The 24,243-nt window shown below is 68.2% G+C and carries 22 protein-coding genes; 13 read left to right on the top strand and 9 right to left on the bottom strand.

What is annotated here, in order from left to right; all coding sequences use genetic code 11:
- Positions 1-39: 39 nt before the first annotated feature.
- Positions 40-2,787: an aconitate hydratase AcnA gene (acnA, locus tag C9J49_RS01620; protein ID WP_107181100.1), complete on the bottom strand. Its 2,748-nt coding sequence runs from the start codon at positions 2,785-2,787 to the stop codon at positions 40-42.
- Positions 2,788-2,960: 173 nt separating this feature from the next.
- Between acnA and C9J49_RS01615 the strand changes: the two genes are divergently transcribed.
- From C9J49_RS01615 to trxB, 3 genes are all read left to right on the top strand, one after another.
- Positions 2,961-3,170: a CPXCG motif-containing cysteine-rich protein gene (locus C9J49_RS01615; RefSeq protein WP_035592719.1), complete on the top strand. Its 210-nt coding sequence runs from the start codon at positions 2,961-2,963 to the stop codon at positions 3,168-3,170.
- Positions 3,171-3,326: 156 nt separating this feature from the next.
- Positions 3,327-3,929, top strand: a complete 603-nt coding sequence (locus tag C9J49_RS01610; protein ID WP_016853437.1) for a peroxiredoxin — start codon at positions 3,327-3,329, stop codon at positions 3,927-3,929.
- 132 nt (positions 3,930-4,061) lie between these two features.
- Complete coding sequence (gene trxB / locus C9J49_RS01605; RefSeq protein WP_107181099.1) at positions 4,062-5,012, top strand: thioredoxin-disulfide reductase; 951 nt, start codon at positions 4,062-4,064, stop codon at positions 5,010-5,012.
- Between the two features lie 42 nt (positions 5,013-5,054).
- Here the strand turns inward: trxB and C9J49_RS01600 are convergent, their stop codons facing one another.
- Positions 5,055-5,300, bottom strand: coding sequence for a SlyX family protein (locus tag C9J49_RS01600; RefSeq protein ID WP_046078374.1), 246 nt, complete (start codon positions 5,298-5,300; stop codon positions 5,055-5,057).
- Positions 5,301-5,470: 170 nt separating this feature from the next.
- Between C9J49_RS01600 and C9J49_RS17390 the strand changes: the two genes are divergently transcribed.
- Positions 5,471-5,935, top strand: coding sequence for a cold-shock protein (locus tag C9J49_RS17390; protein WP_016853440.1), 465 nt, complete (start codon positions 5,471-5,473; stop codon positions 5,933-5,935).
- A 186-nt stretch (positions 5,936-6,121) separates the two neighbouring features.
- Here C9J49_RS17390 and C9J49_RS01590 read toward each other — a convergent pair whose 3' ends face one another.
- The 7 genes from C9J49_RS01590 to map all read right to left on the bottom strand — a co-directional run bounded on the left by C9J49_RS01590 (position 6,122) and on the right by map (position 13,957).
- Complete coding sequence (locus C9J49_RS01590; RefSeq protein ID WP_046078373.1) at positions 6,122-6,508, bottom strand: hypothetical protein; 387 nt, start codon at positions 6,506-6,508, stop codon at positions 6,122-6,124.
- A gap of 7 nt (positions 6,509-6,515) precedes the next feature.
- The gene (dapE, locus tag C9J49_RS01585; protein WP_046078372.1) at positions 6,516-7,691 is read right to left on the bottom strand and encodes a succinyl-diaminopimelate desuccinylase; all 1,176 of its coding nucleotides are present in this window, start codon (positions 7,689-7,691) and stop codon (positions 6,516-6,518) included.
- A 51-nt stretch (positions 7,692-7,742) separates the two neighbouring features.
- Positions 7,743-8,768, bottom strand: a complete 1,026-nt coding sequence (gene dapD / locus C9J49_RS01580) for a 2,3,4,5-tetrahydropyridine-2,6-dicarboxylate N-succinyltransferase (protein ID WP_046078371.1) — start codon at positions 8,766-8,768, stop codon at positions 7,743-7,745.
- 42 nt (positions 8,769-8,810) lie between these two features.
- The gene (locus C9J49_RS01575; protein WP_046078370.1) at positions 8,811-9,149 is read right to left on the bottom strand and encodes an arsenate reductase; all 339 of its coding nucleotides are present in this window, start codon (positions 9,147-9,149) and stop codon (positions 8,811-8,813) included.
- A 16-nt stretch (positions 9,150-9,165) separates the two neighbouring features.
- Positions 9,166-10,365 carry a succinyldiaminopimelate transaminase gene (gene dapC, locus C9J49_RS01570; protein ID WP_046078369.1) on the bottom strand — a complete coding sequence of 400 codons (1,200 nt, stop codon included), beginning with the start codon at positions 10,363-10,365 and terminating at the stop codon, positions 9,166-9,168.
- Positions 10,366-10,476: 111 nt separating this feature from the next.
- On the bottom strand, positions 10,477-13,155 hold the full coding sequence (locus tag C9J49_RS01565) for a [protein-PII] uridylyltransferase (RefSeq protein WP_106487816.1): 2,679 nt from the start codon (positions 13,153-13,155) through the stop codon (positions 10,477-10,479).
- A 10-nt stretch (positions 13,156-13,165) separates the two neighbouring features.
- The gene (map, locus tag C9J49_RS01560) at positions 13,166-13,957 is read right to left on the bottom strand and encodes a type I methionyl aminopeptidase (RefSeq protein ID WP_046078453.1); all 792 of its coding nucleotides are present in this window, start codon (positions 13,955-13,957) and stop codon (positions 13,166-13,168) included.
- 288 nt (positions 13,958-14,245) lie between these two features.
- On the opposite strand from map, the gene rpsB reads away from it, so the two are divergent.
- From rpsB to bamA, 9 genes are all read left to right on the top strand, one after another.
- Complete coding sequence (gene rpsB, locus C9J49_RS01555) at positions 14,246-14,986, top strand: 30S ribosomal protein S2 (RefSeq protein WP_035592703.1); 741 nt, start codon at positions 14,246-14,248, stop codon at positions 14,984-14,986.
- A 146-nt stretch (positions 14,987-15,132) separates the two neighbouring features.
- Complete coding sequence (gene tsf / locus C9J49_RS01550; protein ID WP_016853450.1) at positions 15,133-16,002, top strand: translation elongation factor Ts; 870 nt, start codon at positions 15,133-15,135, stop codon at positions 16,000-16,002.
- Between the two features lie 110 nt (positions 16,003-16,112).
- The gene (pyrH, locus tag C9J49_RS01545; RefSeq protein WP_016853451.1) at positions 16,113-16,877 is read left to right on the top strand and encodes a UMP kinase; all 765 of its coding nucleotides are present in this window, start codon (positions 16,113-16,115) and stop codon (positions 16,875-16,877) included.
- A 4-nt stretch (positions 16,878-16,881) separates the two neighbouring features.
- A complete protein-coding gene (gene frr / locus C9J49_RS01540) occupies positions 16,882-17,439 on the top strand; it encodes a ribosome recycling factor (RefSeq protein ID WP_046078367.1) in 558 nt (185 codons plus the stop codon).
- A 71-nt stretch (positions 17,440-17,510) separates the two neighbouring features.
- Entirely contained in the window at positions 17,511-18,272 is a 762-nt protein-coding gene (uppS, locus tag C9J49_RS01535) for a polyprenyl diphosphate synthase (RefSeq protein ID WP_035592808.1), read from the top strand.
- Complete coding sequence (locus C9J49_RS01530) at positions 18,265-19,068, top strand: phosphatidate cytidylyltransferase (protein WP_046078366.1); 804 nt, start codon at positions 18,265-18,267, stop codon at positions 19,066-19,068. The genes uppS and C9J49_RS01530 overlap by 8 nt, the downstream gene beginning before the upstream one ends.
- On the top strand, positions 19,065-20,249 hold the full coding sequence (gene ispC, locus C9J49_RS01525) for a 1-deoxy-D-xylulose-5-phosphate reductoisomerase (RefSeq protein WP_107181098.1): 1,185 nt from the start codon (positions 19,065-19,067) through the stop codon (positions 20,247-20,249). The genes C9J49_RS01530 and ispC overlap by 4 nt, the downstream gene beginning before the upstream one ends.
- Positions 20,250-20,282: 33 nt before the next feature.
- Complete coding sequence (rseP, locus tag C9J49_RS01520; RefSeq protein WP_107181097.1) at positions 20,283-21,641, top strand: sigma E protease regulator RseP; 1,359 nt, start codon at positions 20,283-20,285, stop codon at positions 21,639-21,641.
- A gap of 87 nt (positions 21,642-21,728) precedes the next feature.
- A complete protein-coding gene (gene bamA / locus C9J49_RS01515) occupies positions 21,729-24,080 on the top strand; it encodes an outer membrane protein assembly factor BamA (RefSeq protein ID WP_181454226.1) in 2,352 nt (783 codons plus the stop codon).
- Positions 24,081-24,243 lie beyond the last annotated feature (163 nt).

Raw genomic sequence — 24,243 nt, 5'->3', positions numbered from 1 at the left:
ACGGCGGGGGCTTTTTCATGGTGCTGTGGAATCAGCGAATCAGGCCGAACCGATCATCTTGCGCAGCACGTAGTGCAGGATGCCGCCGTGGCGGTAGTACTCCAGCTCGTTGGCGGTGTCGATGCGGCACAGCGCCTCGAGCGTCTGCTCGCCCTTGTCGCTCTCGATGGTCACCTCGACCTTGCCGCCCGGGGCGAGATCGTCGAGGCCCTTGATGGAGACACGCTCGTCGCCGGTCAGGCCCAGGGTCTCGCGGGTCTCGCCCTCGGGGAACTGCAGCGGCACCACGCCCATGCCGATCAGGTTGGAACGGTGGATGCGCTCGTAGGACTCCGCCAGCACGGCGCGCACGCCGAGCAGCCGGGTGCCCTTGGCGGCCCAGTCGCGGGAGGAGCCGGTGCCGTATTCCTTGCCGGCGATCACCACCAGCGGGGTGCCTTCCTGCTGGTACTGCATGGCCGCGTCATAGATGGCCATCTGCTTGCCGGAAGGCACGTGGCGGGTCTCGCCGCCGACCACGCCGTCGAGCATCTCGTTCTTGATGCGCACGTTGGCGAAGGTGCCGCGCATCATGATCTCGTGGTTGCCGCGCCGCGAGCCGTAGGAGTTGAAGTCCACCGGCTTGACGCCGCGTTCCTGCAGATAGCGGCCCGCCGGGCTGTCGGGCTTGATGGCGCCGGCCGGCGAGATGTGGTCGGTGGTCACCGAGTCGCCGAGCAGGGCCAGCACGTGGGCGCGGTGGACGTCCTCGGTGGGGGCGGGATCGCGGCCCATGCCCTCGAAGAACGGCGGGTGCTGGATGTAGGTGGAATCCTCGTTCCACTGGTACACCTCGCTCTCGGGCACATCGATGGCCTTCCACACCTCGTCGCCCTCGAACACTTCGGCGTATTCCTTGCGGTACATCTCGGTGCGGACCTGTTCCACCGCCTCGGCGATCTCGGCCTGGGAAGGCCAGATGTCCTGCAGGTAGACCGGCTGGCCGTGGCGGTCGACGCCCAGCGGGTCGCGAGCCAGGTCCTTGCGCACGTTGCCGGCCAGGGCATAGGCCACCACCAGGGGCGGCGAGGCCAGCCAGTTGGTCTTCACCTGAGGATGGACGCGGCCCTCGAAGTTGCGGTTGCCGGACAGCACCGAGGCCACGGTCAGGTCGCCGTCGGTGATCGCCTGCTCGATGGGCTCCGGCAGCGGGCCGGAGTTGCCGATGCAGGTGGTGCAGCCGTAGCCGACCAGGTTGAAGCCCAGGGCGTCGAGGTCGTCCTGCACGCCGCCGGCGGCCAGGTAGTCGGTGACCACCTTGGAACCGGGCGCCAGCGAGGTCTTGACCCAGGGTTTGGTGTCGAGCCCGCGCTCCCGGGCGTTACGCGCCAGCAGGCCGGCGGCCATCATCACGCTGGGATTGGAGGTGTTGGTGCAGGAGGTGATGGCGGCGATCACCACCGCGCCGGGGTCGAGGCGGAAGGCCTCGCCCTCGAGGTCGACCTCCTGGCTGTCGTGGTGCTCGTAGCTCTCCTCGACGCCCACCGCGGTCTGGCCGCCCTCGGACATCAGCTTGCCGTTCTCGGTGGATTCGCCGAGCGGCTTGCCGTCGTCCTCCATCACCTTGGCGAAGGCCGTCGGCATGTCGGCCAGGGTGACGCGGTCCTGGGGACGCTTGGGGCCGGCCAGGCTGGCCTCGACGTCGCCCATGTCGAGCTCCAGGGTGTCGCTGAAGACGGGCTCGGCGCCGGGCTCGCGCCACAGGCCCTGGGCCTTGCAGTAGGCCTCGACCAGGGCGATCTGCTCCTCGTCGCGGCCGGTCAGGCGCATGTAGGTGAGGGTCTCGTCGTCGACCGGGAAGAAGCCACAGGTGGCGCCGTATTCCGGGGCCATGTTGGCGATGGTGGCACGGTCGGCCAGCGGCAGGTCCTTGAGGCCATCGCCGTAGAATTCGACGAACTTGCCGACCACGCCGCGGCTGCGCAGCATCTGGGTCACCGTCAGCACCAGGTCGGTGGCGGTGATGCCCTCGCGCAGCTTGCCGGTGAGCTTGAAGCCCACCACCTCGGGGATCAGCATCGACACCGGCTGGCCGAGCATGGCCGCCTCGGCCTCGATGCCGCCGACGCCCCAGCCGAGCACGCCCAGGCCGTTGATCATGGTGGTGTGGGAGTCGGTGCCGACCAGGGTGTCGGGATAGGCGAAGGTCTTGCCGTCCTCCTCCTTGGTCCACACCGTCTTGCCCAGGTACTCGAGGTTGACCTGGTGACAGATGCCGGTGCCCGGCGGCACCACGCGGAAGTTGTCGAAGGCCTGCTGGCCCCAGCGCAGGAACTCGTAGCGTTCGCGGTTGCGCTCCATCTCGATGGCGACGTTGTCCTTGAAGGCGCTGGGGTCGCCGAAGTGGTCGACCATCACCGAGTGGTCGATCACCAGGTCCACCGGCGACAGGGGATTGATGCGCGACGGCTGCTCGCCGAGGGTCTCGACCGCGGCGCGCATCGAGGCCAGGTCGACCACGCCGGGGACGCCGGTGAAGTCCTGCATCAGCACCCGGGCCGGGCGGTAGCCGATCTCGCGATCGGACGAGGCGGTCTTCTGCCAGTCGACCAGCGCCTGCATGTCCTCGCGCTCGACGCCTTCCTGATCGGCGAAGCGCAGCTGGTTCTCCAGCAGGATCTTCAGCGTCATCGGCAGGCGATCGATGTCGCCCAGCGTCTCGGCGGCCTTGGGCAGGCTATGGTAATGGAAGGTGGTGCCGGCGGCGTCGAGGGTCTGCAGCGTCTCCGGTAGGGACGAAGTGCTCATGGGGTCCTCCTGTCACGGCGGGAAAGATCGAACCATCCTGGTCCGCTATCGATTACATGGTCATGATAGATGGCCTTTTCAACCATCGCGCCGACGGCGGGCCCGGCGCCCTTGAAAAGACGGCCGCGGCGCCCCATCTAACGAGGCATTGACCCGGCCGGGGGGAGACAGACGTGCACGAGGAAGCGCTGGACAGCCACGCGGTGCGCTGCCCCTACTGCGATACCGGCTTCGACCTGCTGGTCGACCTTTCCCAGGGCAGCCACACGACCTGGGAGGACTGCCCGCAGTGCTGTTCGCCGATCCAGATGCGCATCGAGGTGTCGCTGGTCGGCGGCGAGCTCGAGTCGCTGACCCTGGGACGCGACGACGAGGTGCTGTGAGCCGCCGCGGCGTGCGTGCGCGCCGCCGCTGCCGGTCATCGATTTTGCCTATCCGTGCCATTGACTCGCTTCGGTGGTGCGGCGAGGATGCCTGACCTAGCGTAGGCATTCCGCTTTTACTCCCATGAATGCCATCACTCACTCAAGGAGATCTGCATGAGCGTACTGGTTGGACGTCAAGCACCCGATTTCGAAGCCGCCGCCGTCCTCGGCAACGGCGAGATCGTCGATAACTTCAAGCTGTCCGACAGCAATGGCAAGCTCCGCGTGCTGTTCTTCTGGCCGCTGGACTTCACCTTCGTGTGCCCGTCCGAGATCATCGCCCACGACAACCGTCTGGCGCAGTTCAAGGAGCTCGGCGTCGAGGTGATCGGTGTCTCCATCGATTCCCAGTTCACCCACCACGCCTGGCGCCTGACCTCGCCGGAGAAGGGCGGCATCGGTGAAGTCGGCTTCCCGATCGTGGCCGACGTCAAGCACGAGATCACCCAGGCCTACGGCATCGAGCATCCGGAAGCCGGCGTCGCCATGCGCGGTTCCTTCCTGATCGACGAGAACGGCGTCGTCCAGCACCAGGTCGTCAACAACCTGCCGCTGGGCCGCAACGTCGACGAGATGCTGCGCATGGTCAAGGCCCTGCAGTTCCACCAGAAGAACGGCGAAGTCTGCCCGGCCGGCTGGGACGAAGGCCAGGAAGGCATGAAGGACACCGCCGAAGGTGTCGCGAGCTACCTGGGCAACCACGCCGGCGCCCTCTAAGCCCGTGCGATGTCCCCCGGGGCGGCCTGCGGGCCGCCCCCTCGCCTCCTACAGCGGCCTTCGCGATGCCGACGGCTCGCCGCCATCGCCAAGCCCGTTGCCCCACCCCTTTCGAGACCTGCGAGGTTCCCCATGAGCGAAGCGCGCCACGAACGCCTGATCATCCTCGGCTCCGGCCCCGCCGGCTACACCGCCGCCGTCTACGCCGCCCGCGCCAATCTCAAACCGCTGCTGATCACCGGCATTCAGGCCGGCGGCCAGCTGACCACCACCACCGACGTGGACAACTGGCCGGGCGATGACACCGGCGTGCAGGGCCCCGAGCTGATGGAGCGCATGAAGCGCCACGCCGAGCGCTTCGACACCGAGGTGCTGTTCGACCATATTCACGAGGTCGAGCTGCGCGAGACGCCCTACACCCTGAAGGGCGACAACGGCACCTACACCTGCGATGCCCTGATCATCGCCACCGGCGCCAGCGCCCGCTACCTGGGCCTGGACTCCGAGCAGAAGTTCATGGGCCAGGGCGTGTCCGCCTGTGCCACCTGCGACGGCTTCTTCTACCGCAACCAGGAAGTGGTGGTGGTCGGCGGCGGCAACACCGCCGTGGAAGAGGCGCTGTACCTCTCCAACATCGCCTCCAAGGTCACCCTGGTGCACCGCCGCGACAGCCTGCGCGCCGAGAAGATTCTGCAGGACAAGCTGTTCGAGAAGGCCGAGAACGGCAACGTCGAGCTGATCTGGAACCACACCCTGGACGAGGTGCTGGGCGACAACAGCGGCGTCACCGGGGCGCGGCTGACGTCCACCGAGGACGGCAGCACGCGTGAGATCGGCGCGCCGGGCGTGTTCATCGCCATCGGCCACAGCCCCAACACCGGCATCTTCGAGGGCCAGCTGGACATGGCCGGCGGTTACATCAAGGTGCAGTCCGGCCTCGAGGGCAACGCCACCGCCACCAGCGTGCCGGGCGTGTTCGCCGCCGGCGACGTCATGGACCACGTCTACCGCCAGGCGGTGACCTCCGCCGGCACCGGCTGCATGGCGGCCCTGGACGCCGAGCGTTACCTGGAAACGCTCTGAGGCTCGAGGCCCGCCTGTCGGGCTCTGGCATCACGCTAATCGCTAGTAATGCGGCGGCACCTCGTCCTCCGGGCGGGGTGTCGCTGTGTCCGCTTCCTGGAGTGCCTGGCGCTGTTCGCGCAGCTTGTGCTGCATCAGCTCGTTGAGGCGTTCCAGCTGCATCAGGCGCTTTTCCTGGGCGGCCACCGTGCGGTCCAGGGTATCCAGCCAGTGTTCCTGGTAGGCCAGCCGGCTCTCCAGGGCCTCCAGCCGCGCCGCGGCGTCGGAGGGCGTGTCGTCGTCGTGCATGATAGACTCCTTATACCGTGTCAAGGCTCGTCCTGGTGCGGTCTGTCGTGGCCCCGTTCGCCGATGCATCGAACGCGGCCGGCGCAGTCGGGTCGAGGGCGGCCTGCGGGCCGTTCGGTGCCTCGCCCCCATCACATCCGTTCCCAATGACAAGAGAGCATCCGAGGTTTATGAATCGAAAGGTCGTGTTTCGTTGCAGTATCGTCAGTCTGCTGCTGGCCGCACCGGCGCCGCTGCTGATCGCGCTGTTCGTCCATCTCACCGGTGGTGAGCTGTCCCGCGAGCTGTTCGCCAGCCTCGAGGTCGGCGGTCTGGCGGTGGTCTATGTCGCGGCGGCCCTGGCGGTCTTCCTGCTGATGCTGGTGGCCACCCTGGCGATCAACGCCCTGACGCCGCAGCTGTCCAACATCGCCGAGGTCGAGGACGACGGCCGCGAGATCGGCGAGGTCAAGTGGTTCAACGTCAACAAGGGCTATGGCTTCATCACCCGTGACAGCGGCGAGGATGTCTTCGTCCATTTCCGTGCCATCCGCGGTCGCGGTCATCGCACCCTGGCCGAGGGGCAGAAGGTGAAGTATCACGTCTCGCGCAATGACAGAGGTTTGCAGGCCGACGACGTCACCGTCATTACGTGAGAGGAAAGCGGCTGCGCTCGGCCATACGGCGTTAAAAATCGACTCAAAGTACTCATTTACTTCAGTAAACTCCGTCTTTTCGTCGATTTTTGCCTTGTCTGGCCTTCGCTCGCCAGCTTTCTGGTAGCTCTATATCTCAGCACTTAACGACATCGCCCCGCATCCGCGGGGCGATGTCGTTTCGGCTCACTGCCCCGAGTCGGGCCAGTCGATGGTGGCCTCGGCGCCGTCCGGCAGCACCTGCAGGAAGCGGTCCGGGTCGTCGCCGGGCTGCCAGCCGCCCAGCGAGCAGCGCACCTCGCAGCCGAGTCGCGCGGCGGCGGCGCGGGCGAGGTCGCTGTCGGTGGGCCAGGGCGATTCGGCGCTGTCCAGCCACAGGCTGGCGAAGCCGTCGGCGGCCTTCTCGACCAGCAGCACCGGGATCTCGGCCCCGTCGTGGCGGCCCTGGGTGCGCCAGCGGTGCTTGCCGGCCGGCTTCAGCGGCGCGGCGTCGAGGGTCTCGCCGAGCCAGGCGTTCAGGGCGTCGGGCTCGACGCGGGCCAGATAGATCTCGATGTCGGGATAGCGTTCCATGGTGTCCTCAGGGGCGTGACGTGCCGTCGACGAACAGCCGGGTCATGATCGCTTCATAGACCCGGCTGAGGTCGTCGAGGTCGGCGGCGCGGACCCGTTCGTTGACCTTGTGGATGGTGTCGTTGCGCGGGCCGAGCTCGACCACCTGGCTGCCCAGGGTGGCGATGAAGCGGCCGTCGGAGGTGCCGCCGGCGGTGGACAGCTCGGGGCGATGGCCCATCACGTCCTCGACGCCGCCGACCGCGGCCTCCACCAGCGCGCCTTCCGAGGTCAGGAAGGGCTCGCCGTTGAGCGTCCAGTCGATGTGGAAGTCCAGGCCGTGGGCCTCGAGGATCGCCTCGGTGCGCTGGCGCAGCGTCTCGTGGGTCAGCGCGGTGGAGTAGCGGAAGTTGAACACCACCTCCACCTCGCCCGGAATCACGTTGGTGGCACCGGTGCCCGAGCGGATGTTGGAGACCTGGAAACTGGTCGCCGGGAAGAATTCGTTGCCGCCGTCCCAGTGCTCGCGCACCAGGGCGTCCAGCGCCGGGGCGACCTCGTGGATCGGGTTGCGCGCCATGTGCGGGTAGGCCACGTGGCCCTGCACGCCCCTGACGTGCAGCACGCCGCCCAGCGAGCCGCGCCGGCCGTTCTTGATCACGTCGCCGAGTCGGTCGGTGGAGGAGGGCTCGCCGACGATGCAGTAGTCGAGGCGGTCGTGGGACTCGCGCAGGTGCTCGACCACGGCGCGGGTGCCGTCCACCGCCGGGCCTTCCTCGTCGGAGGTGATCAGGAAGGCCAGGCGCCCCGGATGATCGGGATGGGCGGTCACGAAGCGCTCCACGGCGGTGACCATGGCGGCCAGGCTGCCCTTCATGTCGGCGGCGCCGCGGCCGCACAGCATGCCGTCGTCATCGATGCAGGGCGCGAAGGGCGGGTGCTCCCAGTTCACCTCGGGGCCGCTCGGCACCACGTCGGTATGGCCGGCGAAGGCCAGCACCGGGCCGTGATGGCCGCGCACCGCCCAGAAGTTCTCGACGTCGCCGAACGGCAGGCGCTCGATGGCGAAGCCCAGGCGTTCCAGGCGTTCGATCATCAGGTCCTGGCAGCCCAGGTCATCGGGGGTCACGGAGGGGCGGCGCATCAGCGCCATGGCGAGTTCGAGGGTCGGGGAGAGCGTAGGGTCGGAGCTGGTCGAGGTCATGCGGGATTCCGGCGGGCCGTCCCCCGGCGCCGTGAGGCGCCGGGGCAGGGCTCAGTTGTGGGCGTGCAGGGCTTCGTTGAGCGCGATGGCGCTCTTGTTGGTCAGGCACTCGATGCGGCCGTTCTGGGAGTTGCGGCGCAGCAGCAGGTCGTCCTGGCCGGCCAGCTCGCGGGCGGCCACGACCTCGACTTCCTGGCCCTGGTCATCGAGCACGGCGACCTTGGCGCCGGCGGTGATGTAGAGGCCGGCCTCGACGGTGCAGCGATCGCCCAGCGGGATGCCGATGCCGGCGTTGGCGCCGATCAGGCAGCCTTCGCCGACCTTGATGATGATGTTGCCGCCGCCGGACAGGGTGCCCATGGTGGAGCAGCCGCCGCCCAGGTCGGAGCCCTTGCCGACCATCACGCCGGCGGAGATGCGGCCTTCGATCATGCCCGGGCCTTCGGCGCCGGCATTGAAGTTGACGAAGCCCTCGTGCATCACGGTGGAGCCCTCGCCGAGGTAGGCGCCCAGGCGCACGCGGGCGGTGTCGCCGATGCGCACGCCGGTCGGAACCACGTAGTCGGTCATCTTGGGGAACTTGTCGACGCAGTCCACCGACAGGGTGCGGCCTTCCAGGCGCGCCTTGAGGCGACGGGCCGGCAGCTCCTCGATGTCGATCGGGCCTTCGCTGGACCAGGCGATGTTGCGCAGCAGGCCGAACATGCCGGTCAGGTCGGTGCCGTGGGGCTTGACCAGGCGGTGCGACAGCAGGTGCAGCTTGAGGTAGACCTCCGGAGCACTCTGCGGCGGCAGGTCCTCGGCGATGAAGGTCGCCACCAGCGGACGCTGGCTGGCCGCCATGGCCTCGGCGAGCTCGGCCTGGTCGGCGTGGCCGGCGGCCTTCAGGGCCTCGGCCAGCGCGGCGCACTGCTCGGGCAGGAAGCTGACGGCGGCGTTGCCGGCGGGGGCGTCGAGCACCTTGGCGGCGGCCTCGACCAGGGCGGCGTCCGGGTTCAGCAGCGGCGCCGGGTAGTAGATCTCCAGCCAGTCGCCCTGGGTGTTCTGGGTGCCGATTCCGAGTGCAAAGCTGAGCATGTGGGGGTCCTCTCGATGGAGTTCAGGTCGGCCGGGGGCCGCCTAGAGATTGTCGTAGTCGCCGTCGCGATAGCCGACGAGGATGTCGTCGCCGGTATCGAGCAGCGGTCGCTTGATCAGGGTGGGGTTGGCCATCATCAGCCGGCGGGCCTTGTCGCCGTCGATGTCGGCCTTGTCCTCGTCGGGCAGCTGGCGCCAGGTAGTGCTGCGCTTGTTGAGCAGGGTCAGCACCGGCACCCGCTCGAGGATGTGCTCGAGCAGCGGGGCGGACAGGCCGTCCTCGCGCAGGTCATGAAACTGAAAGGGCTGACCCTTGCCTTCCAGGGCCTTGCGCGCCTTGCGGCAGGTATCGCAGTTCTTGATGCCGAACAGCGTCATCATGGCGGTCTCTCCTGAATCAGGCGTGTCGTTCGACGTGGCGGCGCAGGCGGCGGGCGGCCTCGACGGTGGCGTCGAGTTCGTCCACCAGCGCCAGGCGGATGCGGCCGGCGCCGGGGTTCACGCCGTCGGCGCCGGGGCGGCCCATGTAGCTGCCCGGCAGCACGCTGACGTGCTGCTCGGCGAACAGCGAACGGGTGAAGGCCTCGTCGTCACCGCCGGGCACCGCCGGCCACAGGTAGAAGCTGGCCTCGGGCGCGGGGAAGTCCATCACCGGGGCGAGGATCTCGGTCACCGCGGCGAACTTCTCGCGATAGGCGCCTCGGTTGGCGAGCACGTGGGCCTCGTCGTTCCAGGCGGCGATCGAGGCGTGCTGCAGCGGCAGCGACATGGCGCAGCCGTGATAGGTGCGGTAGCGGCGGAAGGCCGCCAGCAGCTCGGCGTCGCCGGCCACGAAGCCCGAGCGCAGCCCCGGCAGGTTGGAGCGCTTGGACAGCGAATGGAATACCAGGCAGCGCCGGTAGTCGTGGCGGCCGAGCTCGGCGCAGGCCTGCAGCAGGCCCGGGGGCGGGGCGGCCTCGTCCAGATAGAGCTCCGAGTAGCACTCGTCGGCGGCGACGATGAAGTCGTGTTCGTCGGCCAGGGCGATCAGTTGCTTGAGCTCGTCGAGCGGCGTCACTGCGCCGGTGGGGTTGCCCGGCGAGCAGGTGAAGACGATCTGCACGTCGCGCCAGGTCTCGGCCGGCACGGCGTCCAGGTCGGGGCGGAAGCCGTGCTCGGCGCGGCAGTCCAGATAGAGCGGCGTGCCGCCGGCCAGCAGGGTGGCGCCCTCGTAGATCTGGTAGAAGGGGTTGGGCACCGCGACCCGCGCCGGGCGGCGGCGGTCCAGGGCCGCCTGGACGAAGGCGAAGATCGCCTCGCGGGTGCCGTTGACCGGCAGCACCTGGGTGCCGGCGTCGAGGTCCTCGAGGGCGAAGCGCCGCTTGGCCCAGTCGGCGATGGCGCCGCGCAGCTCGGGCGTGCCGGGGGTGGCCGGGTAGCGGGCCATGTCGTCGATGTTCGCGGTCAGCGCCTCCAGGGCGCCGGCATAGGGCGCGTGGCGCGGCTCGCCGATGGTCAGGGGGAGGTGCACCAGGCCCTCGGGCGTCGTCACGTCGGCCTTGAGGGCGGCGAGCTTCTCGAAGGGGTAGGGCTGCAGGGCGTCGAGATCGGGGTTCATGGCGCGTCCAGTGGGGGCCGTTGTCGGCGTCGTTATGATGCTGGTGGTTCGATCGAGCGCTGGGCAAGACGCCGATTATAGGGAACCCCCGGTGGGGCCTCAAACGAGGTCTCAGCCGCGGATGTCGAGCGTCTCGATCAGCCGCTCGCGCAGGCGCTGCTGGCGCTCGGGGTCGGTGATCGGCTCGCCGTCCCGGTCGGTGATGAAGAACACGTCCTCGACCCGCTCGCCCAGGGTGGCGATCTTGGCCGCCGAGAGCGCGATGTGCTGCTCCATGAAGATGCGCCCGACCCGGGCCAGCAGGCCGGGACGGTCCGGGGCGGTGAGCTCCAGCAGGGTGCGCCCGCCGGTCGGATCCTGCTCGATGGTGACCTGGGTCGGCACCCGGAAGTGCTTGAGCTGGCGCGGGGTGTGGCGGCTGACGATCTGCGGATAGTCGTCCGGGTCGTCGAGTTCCTCCACCAGGTGGCGATGGATCTCCTCCAGCCGGGCGGGCTCGCGGATCGCCAGGTTGTCGTCGTCGAGCACGATGAAGGTGTTGAGCGTCCAGTCGTTGCTCGAGGTGGCGATGCGGGCGTCGTGGATCGACAGGCCCAGCTGCTCCATGGCCGCGGAGGTGGCGGCGAAGAGGTTGTCCACCGAGCGGGTGTGGATGAAGACCTTGGTGCCGCCTTCGGCCATGTCGGCGGTGGGGGCACTGATCATCACCAGCGGCAGCGCGCTGTCCCGGTGGGCGAGGATGCCCTGGGTCTGCCAGGCGATCTCGCTGGGGGCGTACTGCAGGAAGTACTCTTCGCCGAGCGATTCCCACAGTCGGTCGACGCGGGCCATGTCGGCGCCCACCGTGGCCAGCAGGGAGTGGGCCTCGTCGCGGGTCTCGCGCACCGAGTCGTCGCGCTCCAGCGGGTTCTCGAGCCCGCGGCGCAGGGCGCGTTTGGTCTCGGCGTGGAGCTGGCGCAGCAGCGAGGCGCGCCAGCCGTTCCACAGCGTCGGGTTGGTGGCGGTGATGTCGGCCACGGTCAGCACGTAGAGGTAGTCCAGGCGCGTCTCGTCGCCGACCTCGCGGGCGAACTCGCTGATCACCTCCGGGTCGCTGATGTCGCGCTTCTGGGCGACCATCGACATCAGCAGGTGGTGCTCCACCAGCCAGGCCACCAGTCGGGTGTCGCGGCCGGACAGGCCGTGCAGGGCGGCGAAGGCCTCGACGTCGCGGGCGCCGATCAGCGAGTGATCGCCGCCGCGGCCCTTGCCGATGTCGTGGAACAGTCCGGCGATCCACAGCAGTTCCAGCTTGGGCAGCTGCGCGATGAGGGTGGCGGCCACCGGGTAGGTCTCGCGGGCCTCTGGCTTGCGGAAGTTGTGGAAGCACTTCAGCAGCCGCAGGGTGTGGGCGTCCACGGTGTAGATGTGGAACAGGTCGTGCTGCATCAGGCCCACGGCCTGGCCGAACACCGGCAGGTACTTGCCGAGCACCCCGTAGCGGTTCATGCGCCGCAGCTGGCGGGCGACGTTGCCGCTGGAGCGCAGCAGGGCCATGAACAGCCGCTGGTGGCGCGGGTCCTCGCGGTAGCGGTCGTCGATCAGGTGGCGGTGGTCGCGGATCAGTCGGATGGTGTCCGCGCGCACGCCCTCGATCTCGGGGTGTTCGGCCATCAGCAGGAACAGTTCGAGCAGCGCCGAGGGCGCCTCGCGGAACACCGTTCGCGTGCGGGCCTGGATGTAGCCGCCGGTGATCTCGAAGCGGGCGTTGAGCGGCACCGTTTCGAGGGGCTCGCCGCCGCGCAGGATGGCCTCGTCGAAGTGCTGCAGCAGCATGTCGTTGAGGCCGGCGAGCGCGGTCACGTGCCGGTAGTAGCGCTTCATGAACTGCTCGACGGCCAGGCGCTCCGGGGTGTCCCGATAGCCGAACAGCTCGGCAATGGTGGCCTGGTGGTCGAACAGCAGGCGGTCCTCGGCGCGCCCGGTGAGCATGTGCAGGGCGTAGCGGACCTGCCACAGGAAGGCCTGCCCCTGGCTGAGGATGCGCAGCTCGGCGTCGTTCATGAAGCCGATGTCGACCATGTCCTCGTAGCGCTCGGTGGCGAAGTGGCGCTTGGCGACCCAGCCGATCATCTGGATGTCGCGCAGCCCGCCGGGCGAGCTCTTGATGTTGGGCTCGAGGTGGTATTCGGAGTTGTTGAAGCGGTAGTGGCGGGCGATCTGCTCCTGCCACTTGGCCTCGAAGAAGCGATCCGCCGGCCACAGCCGCTCGGTGGCGATGCGGTCCTGCATCGCCTCGCGCAGCCGCTCGGGGCCGGCCAGGGTGCGCGACTCGAGCAGGTTGGTGATCACCGTGACGTCGGCGGCGGCCTCGCGCTCGCAGTCCGACAGCGAGCGCACGCTGTGGCCGATCTCCAGGCCGATGTCCCACAGGAAGGTGATGAAGGCGGTCAGCGGCTCGCGGAAGGGCTCGTCGTCCTCCTGTTCGAGCAGCAGCAGCAGGTCGATGTCGGAATGCGGGTGCAGTTCGCCGCGGCCGTAACCCCCCACGGCCAGCAGGGCGATGCCGTCGGGCCAGTCGTGCTGCTGCCAGGCCAGCGCCAGCAGGCGGTCGAGGCACCAGGCGCGGCCGTGCACCAGATCGCGGATGTCGGCGCCGGCGTGGAAGCGCTCGTCGAGGCGGGCCTGGATCTCGGCCAGCGCCGCCTTGAACGGCGCGATCGGCGAACGGCTGCCGCTCAGCTCGGCGCGGAACGCCTCGACGTCGAACAGGCTTTCGTCGGGCGTGAAGGCGTAGTGGTGCAGCAGCATGGCGGCCGGCTCAGTGGGCGAGGAAGGCGAGGTCTTCGTCGCTGCGCGCGGTCAGCACCTCCACACCGTTGGCGGTGACCAGCAGGGTGTGCTCCCACTGGGCGGTGAGCCCCTTGTCCTTGGTGACCGCGGTCCAGCCGTCGCGCAGCACCTTGGTGCGATGGTCGCCCACGTTGATCATCGGTTCGATGGTGAAGCACATGCCTTCCTCGAGGGCGATGTCCGCCTCCGGGGCGTAGCCGTCGTAGTGCAGCACCTGCGGGTCCTCGTGGAAGCCGGCGCCGATGCCGTGGCCGCAGAAGTCGCGCACCACCGAGTAGCCGTTGGCCTCGGCGTGCTGCTGGATGACGCGGGCCAGTTCCGAGAGGTGGACGCCGGGGCGCACCAGGGCGATGCTCTTGTAGAGACACTCCTGGGTGACGCGGCACAGGCGGCTGCCCTGGATGCTCTCGCCGACGATGAACATCACGCTGGAGTCGCCGTGGTAGCCGTCGGGGGTCTTCACCGTGACGTCCAGGTTCATGATGTCGCCCTTCTTCAGCTTCTTGCCGTCGTCGGGGATGCCATGGCAGACCACGTGATTGATCGAGGTGCACACGGACTTGGGGAAGCCGTGGTAGTTCAGCGGGGCGGGCGTGGAGCCGAGCTCGCCGACGATGTAGTCGTGGCAGCGCCGATCGATCTCGCCGGTGCTGACGCCGGCCTGGACGTAGGGGGCGATCATCTCGAGCACGCTGGCGGCCTGGCGGCCGGCTTCACGCATCTTCTCGATCTCGTCGGGCGTCTTGATGGGTACGTTCATGGAATCTCGGAATTCGGAGGTGGTGTCGCCGGGGTCGAGGGCGCGGGAGGCGTCGGGCGACTTCATCTTGAGAGTGATCCATGGTATAAAGCTGCGCGCTTTCCTGCAATCGCCGATCCCCCGCCGCCCGAGCGGCGCCTCGGCGTTGTCAGGGCGCGACTGTATTTATCAACGCAATGCCTTGAAAACACACATGCACCGGCACATGGTCCCGGGTGCCGTCGGCGCGTCCGTCGGTCGGATCCATGGGGTGCATGGAGGCCTAACCCGATTTACCAGGAGTCATCCATGGCACACGTCAACATGCGTGACCTGCTGAAGGCAGGCGCCCACTTCGGTCACCAGACCCGTTACTGGAACCCGAAGATGAGCAAGTTCATCTTCGGCGCTCGTAACAAGATTCACATCATCAACCTCGAGCATACCCTCCCGGCCCTGAACGAGGCCATCGAGGTGATCGAGAAGATGGCCGCCGCGAACAACAAGATCCTGTTCGTCGGTACCAAGCGCAGCGCCAGCAAGATCGTCAAGGAAGAGGCCAACCGCGTCGGCCAGTCCTACGTGAATCATCGCTGGCTCGGCGGCATGCTGACCAACTTCAAGACGATCCGTCAGTCCATCAAGCGTCTGCGCGAACTCGAGACCATGCACGAAGATGGTACCTTCGAGAAGCTGACCAAGAAGGAAGTCCTGATGGCGACCCGCGAGCAGGACAAGCTCGAGCGTTCCATCGGCGGTATCAAGGACATGGGCGGCCTGCCCGACGCGCTGTTCGTGATCGACGTCGATCACGAGCGCATCGCCATCAACGAGGCGAACAAGCTGGGCATCCCGGTCATCGGCGTGGTGGATACCAACTCCGATCCGGACGGCGTCGACTACGTGATCCCGGGCAACGATGACTCCATCCGCGCCATCCAGATCTACGTCAAGGCCATCGCCGACGCCTGCGCGCGTGCGAAGGAAGGTCGTCCCGACGAGTTCGTCGAGGTCACCGAAGACAACGCCAGCGACGCCGCCGCCGAGTGATCGTCGGCCCGCCCGGGTGCCGGCCGGCGAACGCGTCGGCCGGCGTCGGGAGCGGCTCAAGCGCCGCGCCTCAGGGCGGGTAATGGACGTGCCGGGCTCAGGCCCGGTTTCCACATTCCAGGTCGAACCATTCAGAGGACACTACCATGGCAGCTATCAGCGCCTCTCAGGTCAAGGAACTTCGCGAGCGCACCGGGCTCGGCATGATGGAGTGCAAGAAGGCCCTCACCGAGGCCGGCGGTGACATCGACACCGCGATCGAGAACCTGCGCAAGAACTCCGGTCTCAAGGCCGCCAAGAAGGCCGGCCGTACCGCCGCCGAAGGCGCCGTCGTCACCCGCGTTGCCGAAGACGGCAGCTACGGCGTGATGGTCGAGATCAACTCCGAGACCGACTTCGTCGCCCGCGACGACAACTTCACCGCCTTCGCCGACCGCGTGGCCGATGCCTTCTTCGCCGCCAAGAGCGAAGACGTCGCCGCCATCATGGAAGGCGAGCTGGAAGAAGCTCGCGAGCAGCTGGTGCAGAAGATCGGCGAGAACATCGGCGTGCGTCGCAGCGTCGTCGTCGACGCACCGGAAGGCGGTCTCGTGGGCGCCTACGTCCACGGCGGCCGCATCGGCGTGCTGACCACCCTGAAGGGTGGCACCGCCGAGGCCGCCAAGGACGTGTCCATGCACGTGGCCGCCATCAACCCGGCCGTCGCGCTGCCGGAAAACATGCCGCAGGACAAGCTGGACGCCGAGAAGGCGATCATCCTGGCCCAGCCGGACATGGCCGGCAAGCCGGAGCAGATCGCCGAGAAGATGGTCCAGGGCCGTCTGAAGAAGTACCTGGCCGAGAACAGCCTGACCGAGCAGGCCTTCGTCAAGGATCCGAACCAGACCGTGGCCGAGTACGTCAAGGCCGCCGGTGGCGAGGTCATTGGCTTCACCCGCTTCGAAGTGGGTGAGGGCATCGAGAAGGAAGAGGTCGACTTCGCCAAGGAAGTCATGGAACAGGCGCAGCGCAGCTAAGGCGCCAGCCGGTTCCAGCATGAAGATGGCGTGCGCGAGAGCGCACGCCTTCGCGTATCCGGCCGGTGCATCCGGCCATCCAGATTCCTCGAGTTTCCGGGAGACATGCCATGAGCAGTGCCGAGCCACTTTCCACCAAGACCGACAAGCCTCGCGCCGAGGTCTCTAAGTACAAGCGCATCCTGCTCAAGCTGTCCGGGGAGGCCCTGACCGGCGACGCCGAATTCGGCATCGACCCCAAGGTGCTGGACCGCATGGCGCTGGAGATCGGCCAGCTGGTCGGTATCGGCGTCCAGGTCGGCATCGTGGTCGGCGGTGGCAATCTGTTCCGCGGCGCCGCGCTGCACGAGGCCGGCATGGAGAGGGTCACCGGCGACCACATGGGCATGCTGGCCACGGTGATGAACGCCCTGGCGATGCGCGACGCGCTGGAGCGCTCCAACATCCGCTCGCGGGTGATGTCGGCGATTCCCATGAGCGGTGTGGTGGAGCACTATGATCGCCGCACGGCGATTCGCTACCTGACCTCCGGCGACGTGGTGATGTTCTCCGCGGGGACCGGCAATCCCTTCTTCACCACCGACTCCGCGGCCTGCCTGCGCGGCATCGAGATCGACGCCGACGTGGTGGTCAAGGCCACCAAGGTGGACGGGGTGTACGACAAGGACCCGGTCAAGTATCCCGATGCGGTCAAGTACGAGCAGCTGTCCTACGATGACGCGATCGACCAGAAGCTCGGGGTCATGGATTTGACCGCCATCTGCCTGGTGCGGGACCATGACATGCCGGTGCGCGTGTTCAACATGAACAAGCCGGGGGCGCTGCTGAACCTGGTGGTAGGCGGCCGGGAAGGCACGCTGATTGACAGAGGGTGAGAACGTGATTGACGAGATCCAGAAGGACGCAGAGAGTCGCATGAAGAAGAGCCTCGACGCTCTTCATCACAACTTCAACAAGATCCGCACCGGCCGGGCGCACCCCAGCATCCTGGAGGCGGTGACCGTCGATTACTACGGCGGCCAGGTGCCGATCAACCAGGTGGCCTCGGTCAACATCGAGGATGCCCGGACCCTGACCGTGGTGCCCTGGGAACAGCAGATGGTGCCGAAGGTCGAGAAGGCCATCATGACCGCCGAGCTGGGCCTCAACCCGGCGAGCGCCGGCAACGTGATCCGCGTGCCGATGCCGATGCTCACCGAGGAGACCCGCAAGGGCTACATCAAGCAGGCGCGTCAGGAAGCCGAGAACGCCCGGGTGGCGGTGCGCAACGTGCGCCGCGACGCCAATGGCGACATCAAGGCGCTGCTGAAGGACAAGGACATCACCGAGGACGAGGCACGTCAGGGTGAGGACGCCATCCAGAAGCTGACCGACAAGGTCGTCGCCGAGATCGACAAGACCCTGGAATCCAAGGAACACGACCTGATGCAGGTCTGACGGACGGGCCGGCGGCCCCTTCGGGGTCGCCGTTCATGGAGCGCCCCGTCCCACCCGCCATGCGAGACATCATGACGTCACCCCAGTCTCCCCAGCCCCGTGCCGACGGGGATCGCCTGCCGCATCACGTCGCCATCATCATGGACGGCAACAACCGCTGGGCCAGGGCGCGCGGCATGTCCGGCGTGCGCGGCCATCATGCCGGCGTCGAGGCCGTGCGCGCGGTGATCCGCCGCGCCGCCGAGCGCGGCATCGAGACCCTGACGCTGTTCGCCTTCTCGAGCGAGAACTGGAAGCGGCCCGCCGTCGAGGTCAACGCCCTGATGGAGCTGTTCCTGATCGCGCTCAAGCGCGAGGTCAAGAAGCTGCACCAGCACGATATCCGCCTCTCGGTGATCGGCGATCGCAGCGGTTTCTCGACGTCCATTCAGAAGCACATCGAGCAGGCCGAGGCGCTGACCGGCGACAACCGGGGGCTGCACCTGGTGATCGCCGCCAACTACGGTGGCCAGTGGGACATCGCCCAGGCCGCCCGGCGGCTGGGCGAGCGGGTCGCCGAGGGCGAGCTGGCCCCCGAGGCGATCGACGAGGCGTCGCTCGGCGCCGAACTGAGTCTCACCGCCCCTGTGGACCTGTGCATCCGTACCAGCGACGAGAAGCGCATCTCCAATTTCCTGCTCTGGCAGCTGGCCTACGCCGAGCTGTACTTCTCGCCGCTGCTGTGGCCCGACTTCGACGGCGAGGCCTTCGACGCGGCCCTGGCCGACTTCGCCGGGCGCAAGCGCCGTTTCGGCATGACCGACGAACAGGTCGAGGCTCAGCAAGGTGCTTAAACAACGCATTCTTACCGCCGCCTGGCTGGCCCCGCTGGCGCTGGTCGGGCTGTTCGGGCTCGACGGCATCGCCTTCGCGCTGTTCACCGCGGCCATTGTGCTGCTCGGGGCCTGGGAATGGGCCAACCTGGCCGGCCTCGAGGCCGGCGCCCGTCGCTGGAAGCCGGTGCTGGGCCTGGGCGCGCTGATGGCGCTGCTGGGCCTGACCGGCCAGCACCTGGCGAGCTGGCCGCTGTGGCTCGGGGCCCTGGGCTGGCTCGTCAACCTGCGCTGGGTGGTCGGCTATCCGGCGCGCCTCGCCCAGTGGCGCTCCACTGCCATGCGTCTGGCCATGGGGTTGTGGGTGCTGCTGCCGGCCTGGGTCGGCTTCAACGTGCTGCATGAGACCGGCGGCGTGTGGCTGCTGTTCGTGCTGCTGCTGGTGTGGGGCGCCGACATCGGCGCCTACTTCGTCGGCAAGTCGCTCGGCAAGCGCAAGCTGGCGCCCCGGGTCAGTCCCGGCAAGACCCGCGAGGGCGTCATCGGTGGCCTGGTGGTGACCGGGCTGCTGGCGCTGGTGTTCGCCGACTGGCAGGCCCTGTCGTTCGGCGCGACCCTGGCGCTGGTGGCCGCCACCGCCGTGGTCACCCTGGCCTCGGTGGTCGGCGACCTGCTCGAGAGCATGCTCAAGCGCCATCGCGGCATCAAGGACTCCAGCCAGCTGTTGCCCGGTCACGGCGGGGTGCTCGATCGCATCGACAGCCTGTGCGCCGCGGTGCCGCTGTTCGCGCTGCTGGCGGGAGGGCTCGGCGCATGAGTCGGCCGCAGTCCGTCACCGTGCTCGGCGCCACCGGGTCGATCGGCGTCAGCACCCTGGACGTGCTGGCCCGCCATCCCGAGCGCTACCGGGTCCATGCGTTGACCGCCCATCGCTCCCGCGAGACGCTGCTGGCCCAGTGTCGTGTCCACGCCCCGGCGCTGGCCGTGCTCGAGCGCGAGGAAGACGCCGCCTGGCTGCGCGAGCGGCTGGGCGAGGCGGGGCTTGTCACCGAGGTGCGCTGCGGCCCGGAGGCGCTGGTCGAGGTCAGCGAGGCCTCGGAGGTCGACGTGGTCATGGCGGCCATCGTCGGCGCCGCCGGACTGCTGCCGACGCTCGCCGCGGTGCGGGCCGGCAAGCGGGTGCTGCTGGCCAACAAGGAAGCGCTGGTGATGTCCGGGGCGCTCTTCATGGACGCGGTGGACCGTCACGGCGCGACCCTGCTGCCGATCGATTCCGAACATAACGCCATCTATCAGTGTCTACCCGTCGAACATCGCGGCGGACTCGCGCGCCACGGCGTCACCCAGCTGCTGCTGACCGCCTCGGGCGGCCCTTTCCGCGGCTGGTCGGCCGAGGCGCTGGCCGGCGTCACCCCCGAGCAGGCCTGCGCCCATCCCAACTGGTCGATGGGGCGCAAGATTTCGGTGGACAGCGCCACCCTGATGAACAAGGGGCTCGAGCTGATCGAGGCCTGCTGGCTGTTCGACGCTCGGCCGTCGCAGATCCAGGTGGTGGTGCATCCGCAGAGCGTGATCCATTCCATGGCCGCCTACGCCGATGGCTCGGTGCTGGCACAGCTGGGCAACCCGGACATGCGTACCCCGATCGCCTACGGACTGTCCTGGCCCGAGCGCCTCGATGCCGGCGTGGAGGCGCTCGATCTCTTCCAGGTCGCACGGCTCGACTTCGAGCCCGCCGACGAGGCCGCCTTCCCCTGCCTGCGGCTGGCCCGCGAGGCCATGGAGGACGGCGGCACGGCGCCGGCGGTGCTCAACGCCGCCAACGAGGTGGCCGTGGAGGCCTTCCTCGACGGCCGGCTGGGCTTCGCCGGAATCGGCGAGCTGGTCTCGCGGGTGCGCGAGGCCTGCCCGCCGGAGCCGGCCACCGAGCTGGCGGGCATCCTCGACGCCGATGCCCGGGCGCGCCGCGAGGCCGAGGCCCGGCTGGGGCGCCGCTAGCGCCGACTTTCGACAACTTCACCGGAGATAGCCATGGGTCTGATCCAGAACGTGCTGGCCGTGATCGTGGTGCTCGGCCTGCTGATCACCTTCCATGAGTTCGGCCACTTCTGGGTCGCCCGGCGCTGTGGCGTCAAGGTGCTGCGCTTCTCCGTGGGCTTCGGCAAGCCGCTGTGGTCGCGGGTCGACCGCCACGGCACCGAATTCGCCGTGGCGGCGATTCCCCTGGGCGGCTACGTCAAGATGCTCGACGAGCGCGAGGCGCCGGTCCCCGACGACGAGCGCCACCTGGCCTTCAATCGCCAGGGCGTCTGGCGGCGCATCGCCATCGTCGTTGCCGGGCCGCTGGCCAACTTCCTGCTGGCGCTGGTCGCCTACTGGCTGCTGTTCGTCGCCGGGACCACCACCGTGGTGCCGGTGATCGGCGAGGTCGCGCCTGACTCGCCGGCCGCTCGCGGCGGTCTCGCCGCCGGGCAGGAGATCACCGCGGTGCGAGGGGCCAGCGTTCGCTCCTGGGAAGACATCAACCTCGAGCTGGTATCGGCCATCGGGGCCAGCGGCGAGCTGACGGTGAGCGCCCGCGACGAGGGCGACAGCCGGGTCCGGGAGCATCGCCTGCCGGTGCAGGACTGGCTGGTGCGTCAGGATCCGCCTCGGCCGCTGGACACCCTCGGCGTGACGCCCTGGCGCCCGCAGATCCCCGCGGTGCTCGGCCAGGTGGTGGACGGCGAGCCGGCGGCCGAGGCAGGCCTCGCGGCCGGCGACGAGATCCTGGCCGTCGACGGCGAACCGGTGGCCGACTGGGGCGACTTCGTCCAGCGGGTCCGCGGGCGGCCCGGTGAGGCCCTGTCGCTGAGCGTGGCGCGCGACGGCGAGCGTCGCTCGCTGTCGCTGACGCCGCGCCCTCGGACCCTCGATGACGGCACCACCATCGGACATGTGGGGGCCGGCGTGGCATCGGTGCCCTGGCCGGAAGAATACCGCCGCGAGATCCGCTACGGCCCCCTGGCCGCCGTGGGGCAGGCCGTGTCGCGCACCGGCGAGATGACCGTGCTGACCCTGGATGCGATCCGCAAGATGCTGGTCGGGCTGATCTCGCCGTCGAACCTCTCCGGACCGATCACCATCGCCCGTATCGCCGGCGACTCGGCCCGCTCCGGGCTCGAGAGCTTCGTCAGTTTCCTGGCCTACCTGTCGATCAGCCTCGGCGTGCTCAACCTGCTGCCGATCCCGGTGCTCGACGGCGGCCACCTGCTGTATTACCTGGTGGAGGCGGTTCGCGGGCGGCCGGTGTCCGAACGCACCCAGGCCATCGGTTTGCGCGTCGGCCTGGCGCTGGTCGGCACCCTGATGCTGATGGCGCTGTATTTCGACCTGATGCGGCTCTGGTAACCGGCTCCTGGCTTGTCAGTTGCCCGTGCAAATGTATAAGGTGCCTGTCTGGACAGGTAGGCAGATCAACGCGAGCGAATCGACTGCATGAAGATCAAGACCATCGGACTGGCGGCGCTGCTGCTCGCCGGTGCCGGCACGGCACAGGCGGAAACCTTCGACGTAAAGGACATACGAGTGGAGGGGCTGCAGCGCGTATCGGCGGCCTCCGTCTTCAATGCCTTTCCTGTCAATGCACCCGATCGGGTCGATGACCGCGAGCTGGCCGAGGCGGCCCGACAGCTGTTCGCCACCGGCCTGTTCGAGGACATCCAGCTGGCCCGTGACGGCGACGTGCTGATCATCGAGGTGGAGGAGCGCCCCACCATCACCAGCCTCAACATCGAGGGCAACAGCCAGATCCCCGAGGAAGAGCTGCGCCGTGGCCTGCGCGAGGCCGGCCTCGACGAGGGCCAGGTGCTGCAGCTCTCGACCCTGGAAGAGATCCAGCGCGAGCTGTCCGGCGTCTATCAGGCCCAGGGCCGCTACAGTGCCAGCATCGACACCGAGGTCCAGGACCTCGGCCAGGGTCGCGTGCAGGTCGACATCGACATCGACGAGGGCGCGGTGGCCAAGATCCGCCAGATCAACATCGTCGGCAACCAGGCCTTCGACGACGATACCCTGCGCGACGTCCTTGAGCTCGAGGACAAGCCGGGCTGGTTCTTCGGCTGGTTCTCCAGCGACGAGTACTCCCGTCAGGCGCTGTCCGGCGATCTGGAGCGGCTGCGTTCGTACTATCTGGATCGCGGCTACGTCAATTTCACCATCGATTCCACCCAGGTCTCGATCGGTCCCGACAAGTCGAAGATCTTCATCACCATCAACGTCAGCGAGGGCGAGCGCTACCGCCTCGGCGACATCGCCTTCGCCGGCGACCTGCGCATCCCCGAGCGCGAGGCCCGCGATCTGCTCGAAGTACAGAGCGGCGAGACCTTCTCGCGCAGCGACGTGACCGCCTCCTCCGAGGCGCTGCGCTCGCGGCTCGGCGCCGAGGGTTTCGCCTTCGCCAACGTCGACGGCATCCCCGAGACGCGCAGCGACGGCACCGTCGACCTGACCTTCCGCGTCGAGCCGGGCAGCCGCGCCTACGTGCGTCGTATCGAGTTCGTCGGCAACACCACCACCCAGGACGAGGTGCTGCGCCGCGAGATGATCCAGATGGAGGGGGCGCCGGCGTCCACCGAGTCGATCAGCCAGTCCCGGGAGCGCCTGGAGCGGCTGGGCTTCTTCAAGCAGGTCGAGGTGCAGACCGAGCCGGTGGCCGGCTCCAACGACCAGCTCGACGTCACCTACAACGTCGAGGAGCAGCCGTCCGGCTCGATATCCGCAAGCATCGGTTTCTCCCAGAGCGCCGGCGTGATCTATGGCGCCTCGCTGTCCCAGAACAACTTCCTGGGCACCGGCAACCGGGTCAACATCGGCGCCCAGCGCAGCGACACCTACACCAATCTGAACTTCGGCTTCACCGATCCCTACTGGACCCTCGACGGCATCTCGCGCGGCTACAACCTGTTCTACCGCGAGACCGACTACGAGGATTCCGACATCTCGACCTACTCGACGGATGCCTATGGCGGCGGCATCAACTTCGGCTACCCGATCAACGAGCTGACCCGGCTCAACTTCGGCGCCGACATCGAGGACCTGACCATCGAGACCTATCGGGACACGGCCTCGGAGATCCAGCGCTACGTCGATGACCAGGGCGACAACGCCCAGGCCTTCAAGCTGACCGCCAGCTGGACCCGCAACGCGCTGAACCGCGGCATCATGCCCACCGCCGGCAACTACCAGCGCCTGTCGCTGGAGACCGCGGTGCCCGGCAGCGACGCCGAGTACTACAAGCTGCGCGCCCGCGCCCGGCACTTCTTCCCGATCAACGAGGAGCAGACCTGGTCGTTCAAGCTGCGCGGCGAGGTCGGCTACGCCGACAGCATCGGCAACGATCCCTATCCGTTCTACGAGAACTTCTACACCGGCGGCCTGGGATCGGTGCGCGGCTTCACCAGCAACACCCTGGGGCCCAATACCACGCCGCCCGTGGGTGGCGACGCCGACGAGGACCGGACCCTGGGCGGCAACGTGCTGGTCGAGGGCGGCGCCGAGCTGATCTTCCCGATGCCCTTCGTCGAGGACAAGCGCTCGGTGCAGCCGTCGGTGTTCGTGGACGCCGGCAACACCTTTCTCACCGACTGCTATGCGGTGCGCGACGAGGAAGCCGGTCAGTCCAGTTGCAGCTCCGGCGTCGACCTGGGCGAGCTACGCTACAGCGTGGGTCTCGGCATCTCCTGGCTGACGCCGGTGGGGCCGCTGACCTTCAGCATCGCCGAGCCGCTCAACGCCAAGAGCGATGACGACACCCAGTTCTTCCAGTTCTCGCTGGGCCAGACCTTCTAACAGGGTCCGTCGGCGCGCCGCCTCCTCGCGGGACGGGGAGGCGGCGATTCATGCCACGGTCCCGGGGCCTCGACTCGCGTCATCGACGGAGTCGGGGCCCGTCGATATCGAACCGGCGCGGCGCTCGCCGCCAGCGCAGAGTGTTTTCACCACCGACATCGGG

The sequence above is a fragment of the Halomonas sp. SL1 genome (assembly GCF_003030865.2).
GTDB classification, from domain to species: Bacteria; Pseudomonadota; Gammaproteobacteria; order Pseudomonadales; family Halomonadaceae; genus Halomonas; species Halomonas halophila.
Note: the sequence above shows the minus strand (reverse complement) of the source record. Positions and strands in the feature narration are given on the sequence as shown.

Coding starts and splice junctions, on each gene's coding strand:
- acnA (WP_107181100.1), bottom strand. CDS start 2,787: ATGAGCACTTCGTCCCTACCGGAGACGCTGCAGACCCTCGACGCCGCC.
- C9J49_RS01610 (WP_016853437.1), top strand. CDS start 3,327: ATGAGCGTACTGGTTGGACGTCAAGCACCCGATTTCGAAGCCGCCGCC.
- trxB (WP_107181099.1), top strand. CDS start 4,062: ATGAGCGAAGCGCGCCACGAACGCCTGATCATCCTCGGCTCCGGCCCC.
- C9J49_RS01600 (WP_046078374.1), bottom strand. CDS start 5,300: ATGCACGACGACGACACGCCCTCCGACGCCGCGGCGCGGCTGGAGGCC.
- C9J49_RS17390 (WP_016853440.1), top strand. CDS start 5,471: ATGAATCGAAAGGTCGTGTTTCGTTGCAGTATCGTCAGTCTGCTGCTG.
- C9J49_RS01590 (WP_046078373.1), bottom strand. CDS start 6,508: ATGGAACGCTATCCCGACATCGAGATCTATCTGGCCCGCGTCGAGCCC.
- dapE (WP_046078372.1), bottom strand. CDS start 7,691: ATGACCTCGACCAGCTCCGACCCTACGCTCTCCCCGACCCTCGAACTC.
- dapD (WP_046078371.1), bottom strand. CDS start 8,768: ATGCTCAGCTTTGCACTCGGAATCGGCACCCAGAACACCCAGGGCGAC.
- C9J49_RS01575 (WP_046078370.1), bottom strand. CDS start 9,149: ATGATGACGCTGTTCGGCATCAAGAACTGCGATACCTGCCGCAAGGCG.
- dapC (WP_046078369.1), bottom strand. CDS start 10,365: ATGAACCCCGATCTCGACGCCCTGCAGCCCTACCCCTTCGAGAAGCTC.
- C9J49_RS01565 (WP_106487816.1), bottom strand. CDS start 13,155: ATGCTGCTGCACCACTACGCCTTCACGCCCGACGAAAGCCTGTTCGAC.
- map (WP_046078453.1), bottom strand. CDS start 13,957: ATGAACGTACCCATCAAGACGCCCGACGAGATCGAGAAGATGCGTGAA.
- rpsB (WP_035592703.1), top strand. CDS start 14,246: ATGGCACACGTCAACATGCGTGACCTGCTGAAGGCAGGCGCCCACTTC.
- tsf (WP_016853450.1), top strand. CDS start 15,133: ATGGCAGCTATCAGCGCCTCTCAGGTCAAGGAACTTCGCGAGCGCACC.
- pyrH (WP_016853451.1), top strand. CDS start 16,113: ATGAGCAGTGCCGAGCCACTTTCCACCAAGACCGACAAGCCTCGCGCC.
- uppS (WP_035592808.1), top strand. CDS start 17,511: ATGACGTCACCCCAGTCTCCCCAGCCCCGTGCCGACGGGGATCGCCTG.
- ispC (WP_107181098.1), top strand. CDS start 19,065: ATGAGTCGGCCGCAGTCCGTCACCGTGCTCGGCGCCACCGGGTCGATC.
- rseP (WP_107181097.1), top strand. CDS start 20,283: ATGGGTCTGATCCAGAACGTGCTGGCCGTGATCGTGGTGCTCGGCCTG.
- bamA (WP_181454226.1), top strand. CDS start 21,729: ATGAAGATCAAGACCATCGGACTGGCGGCGCTGCTGCTCGCCGGTGCC.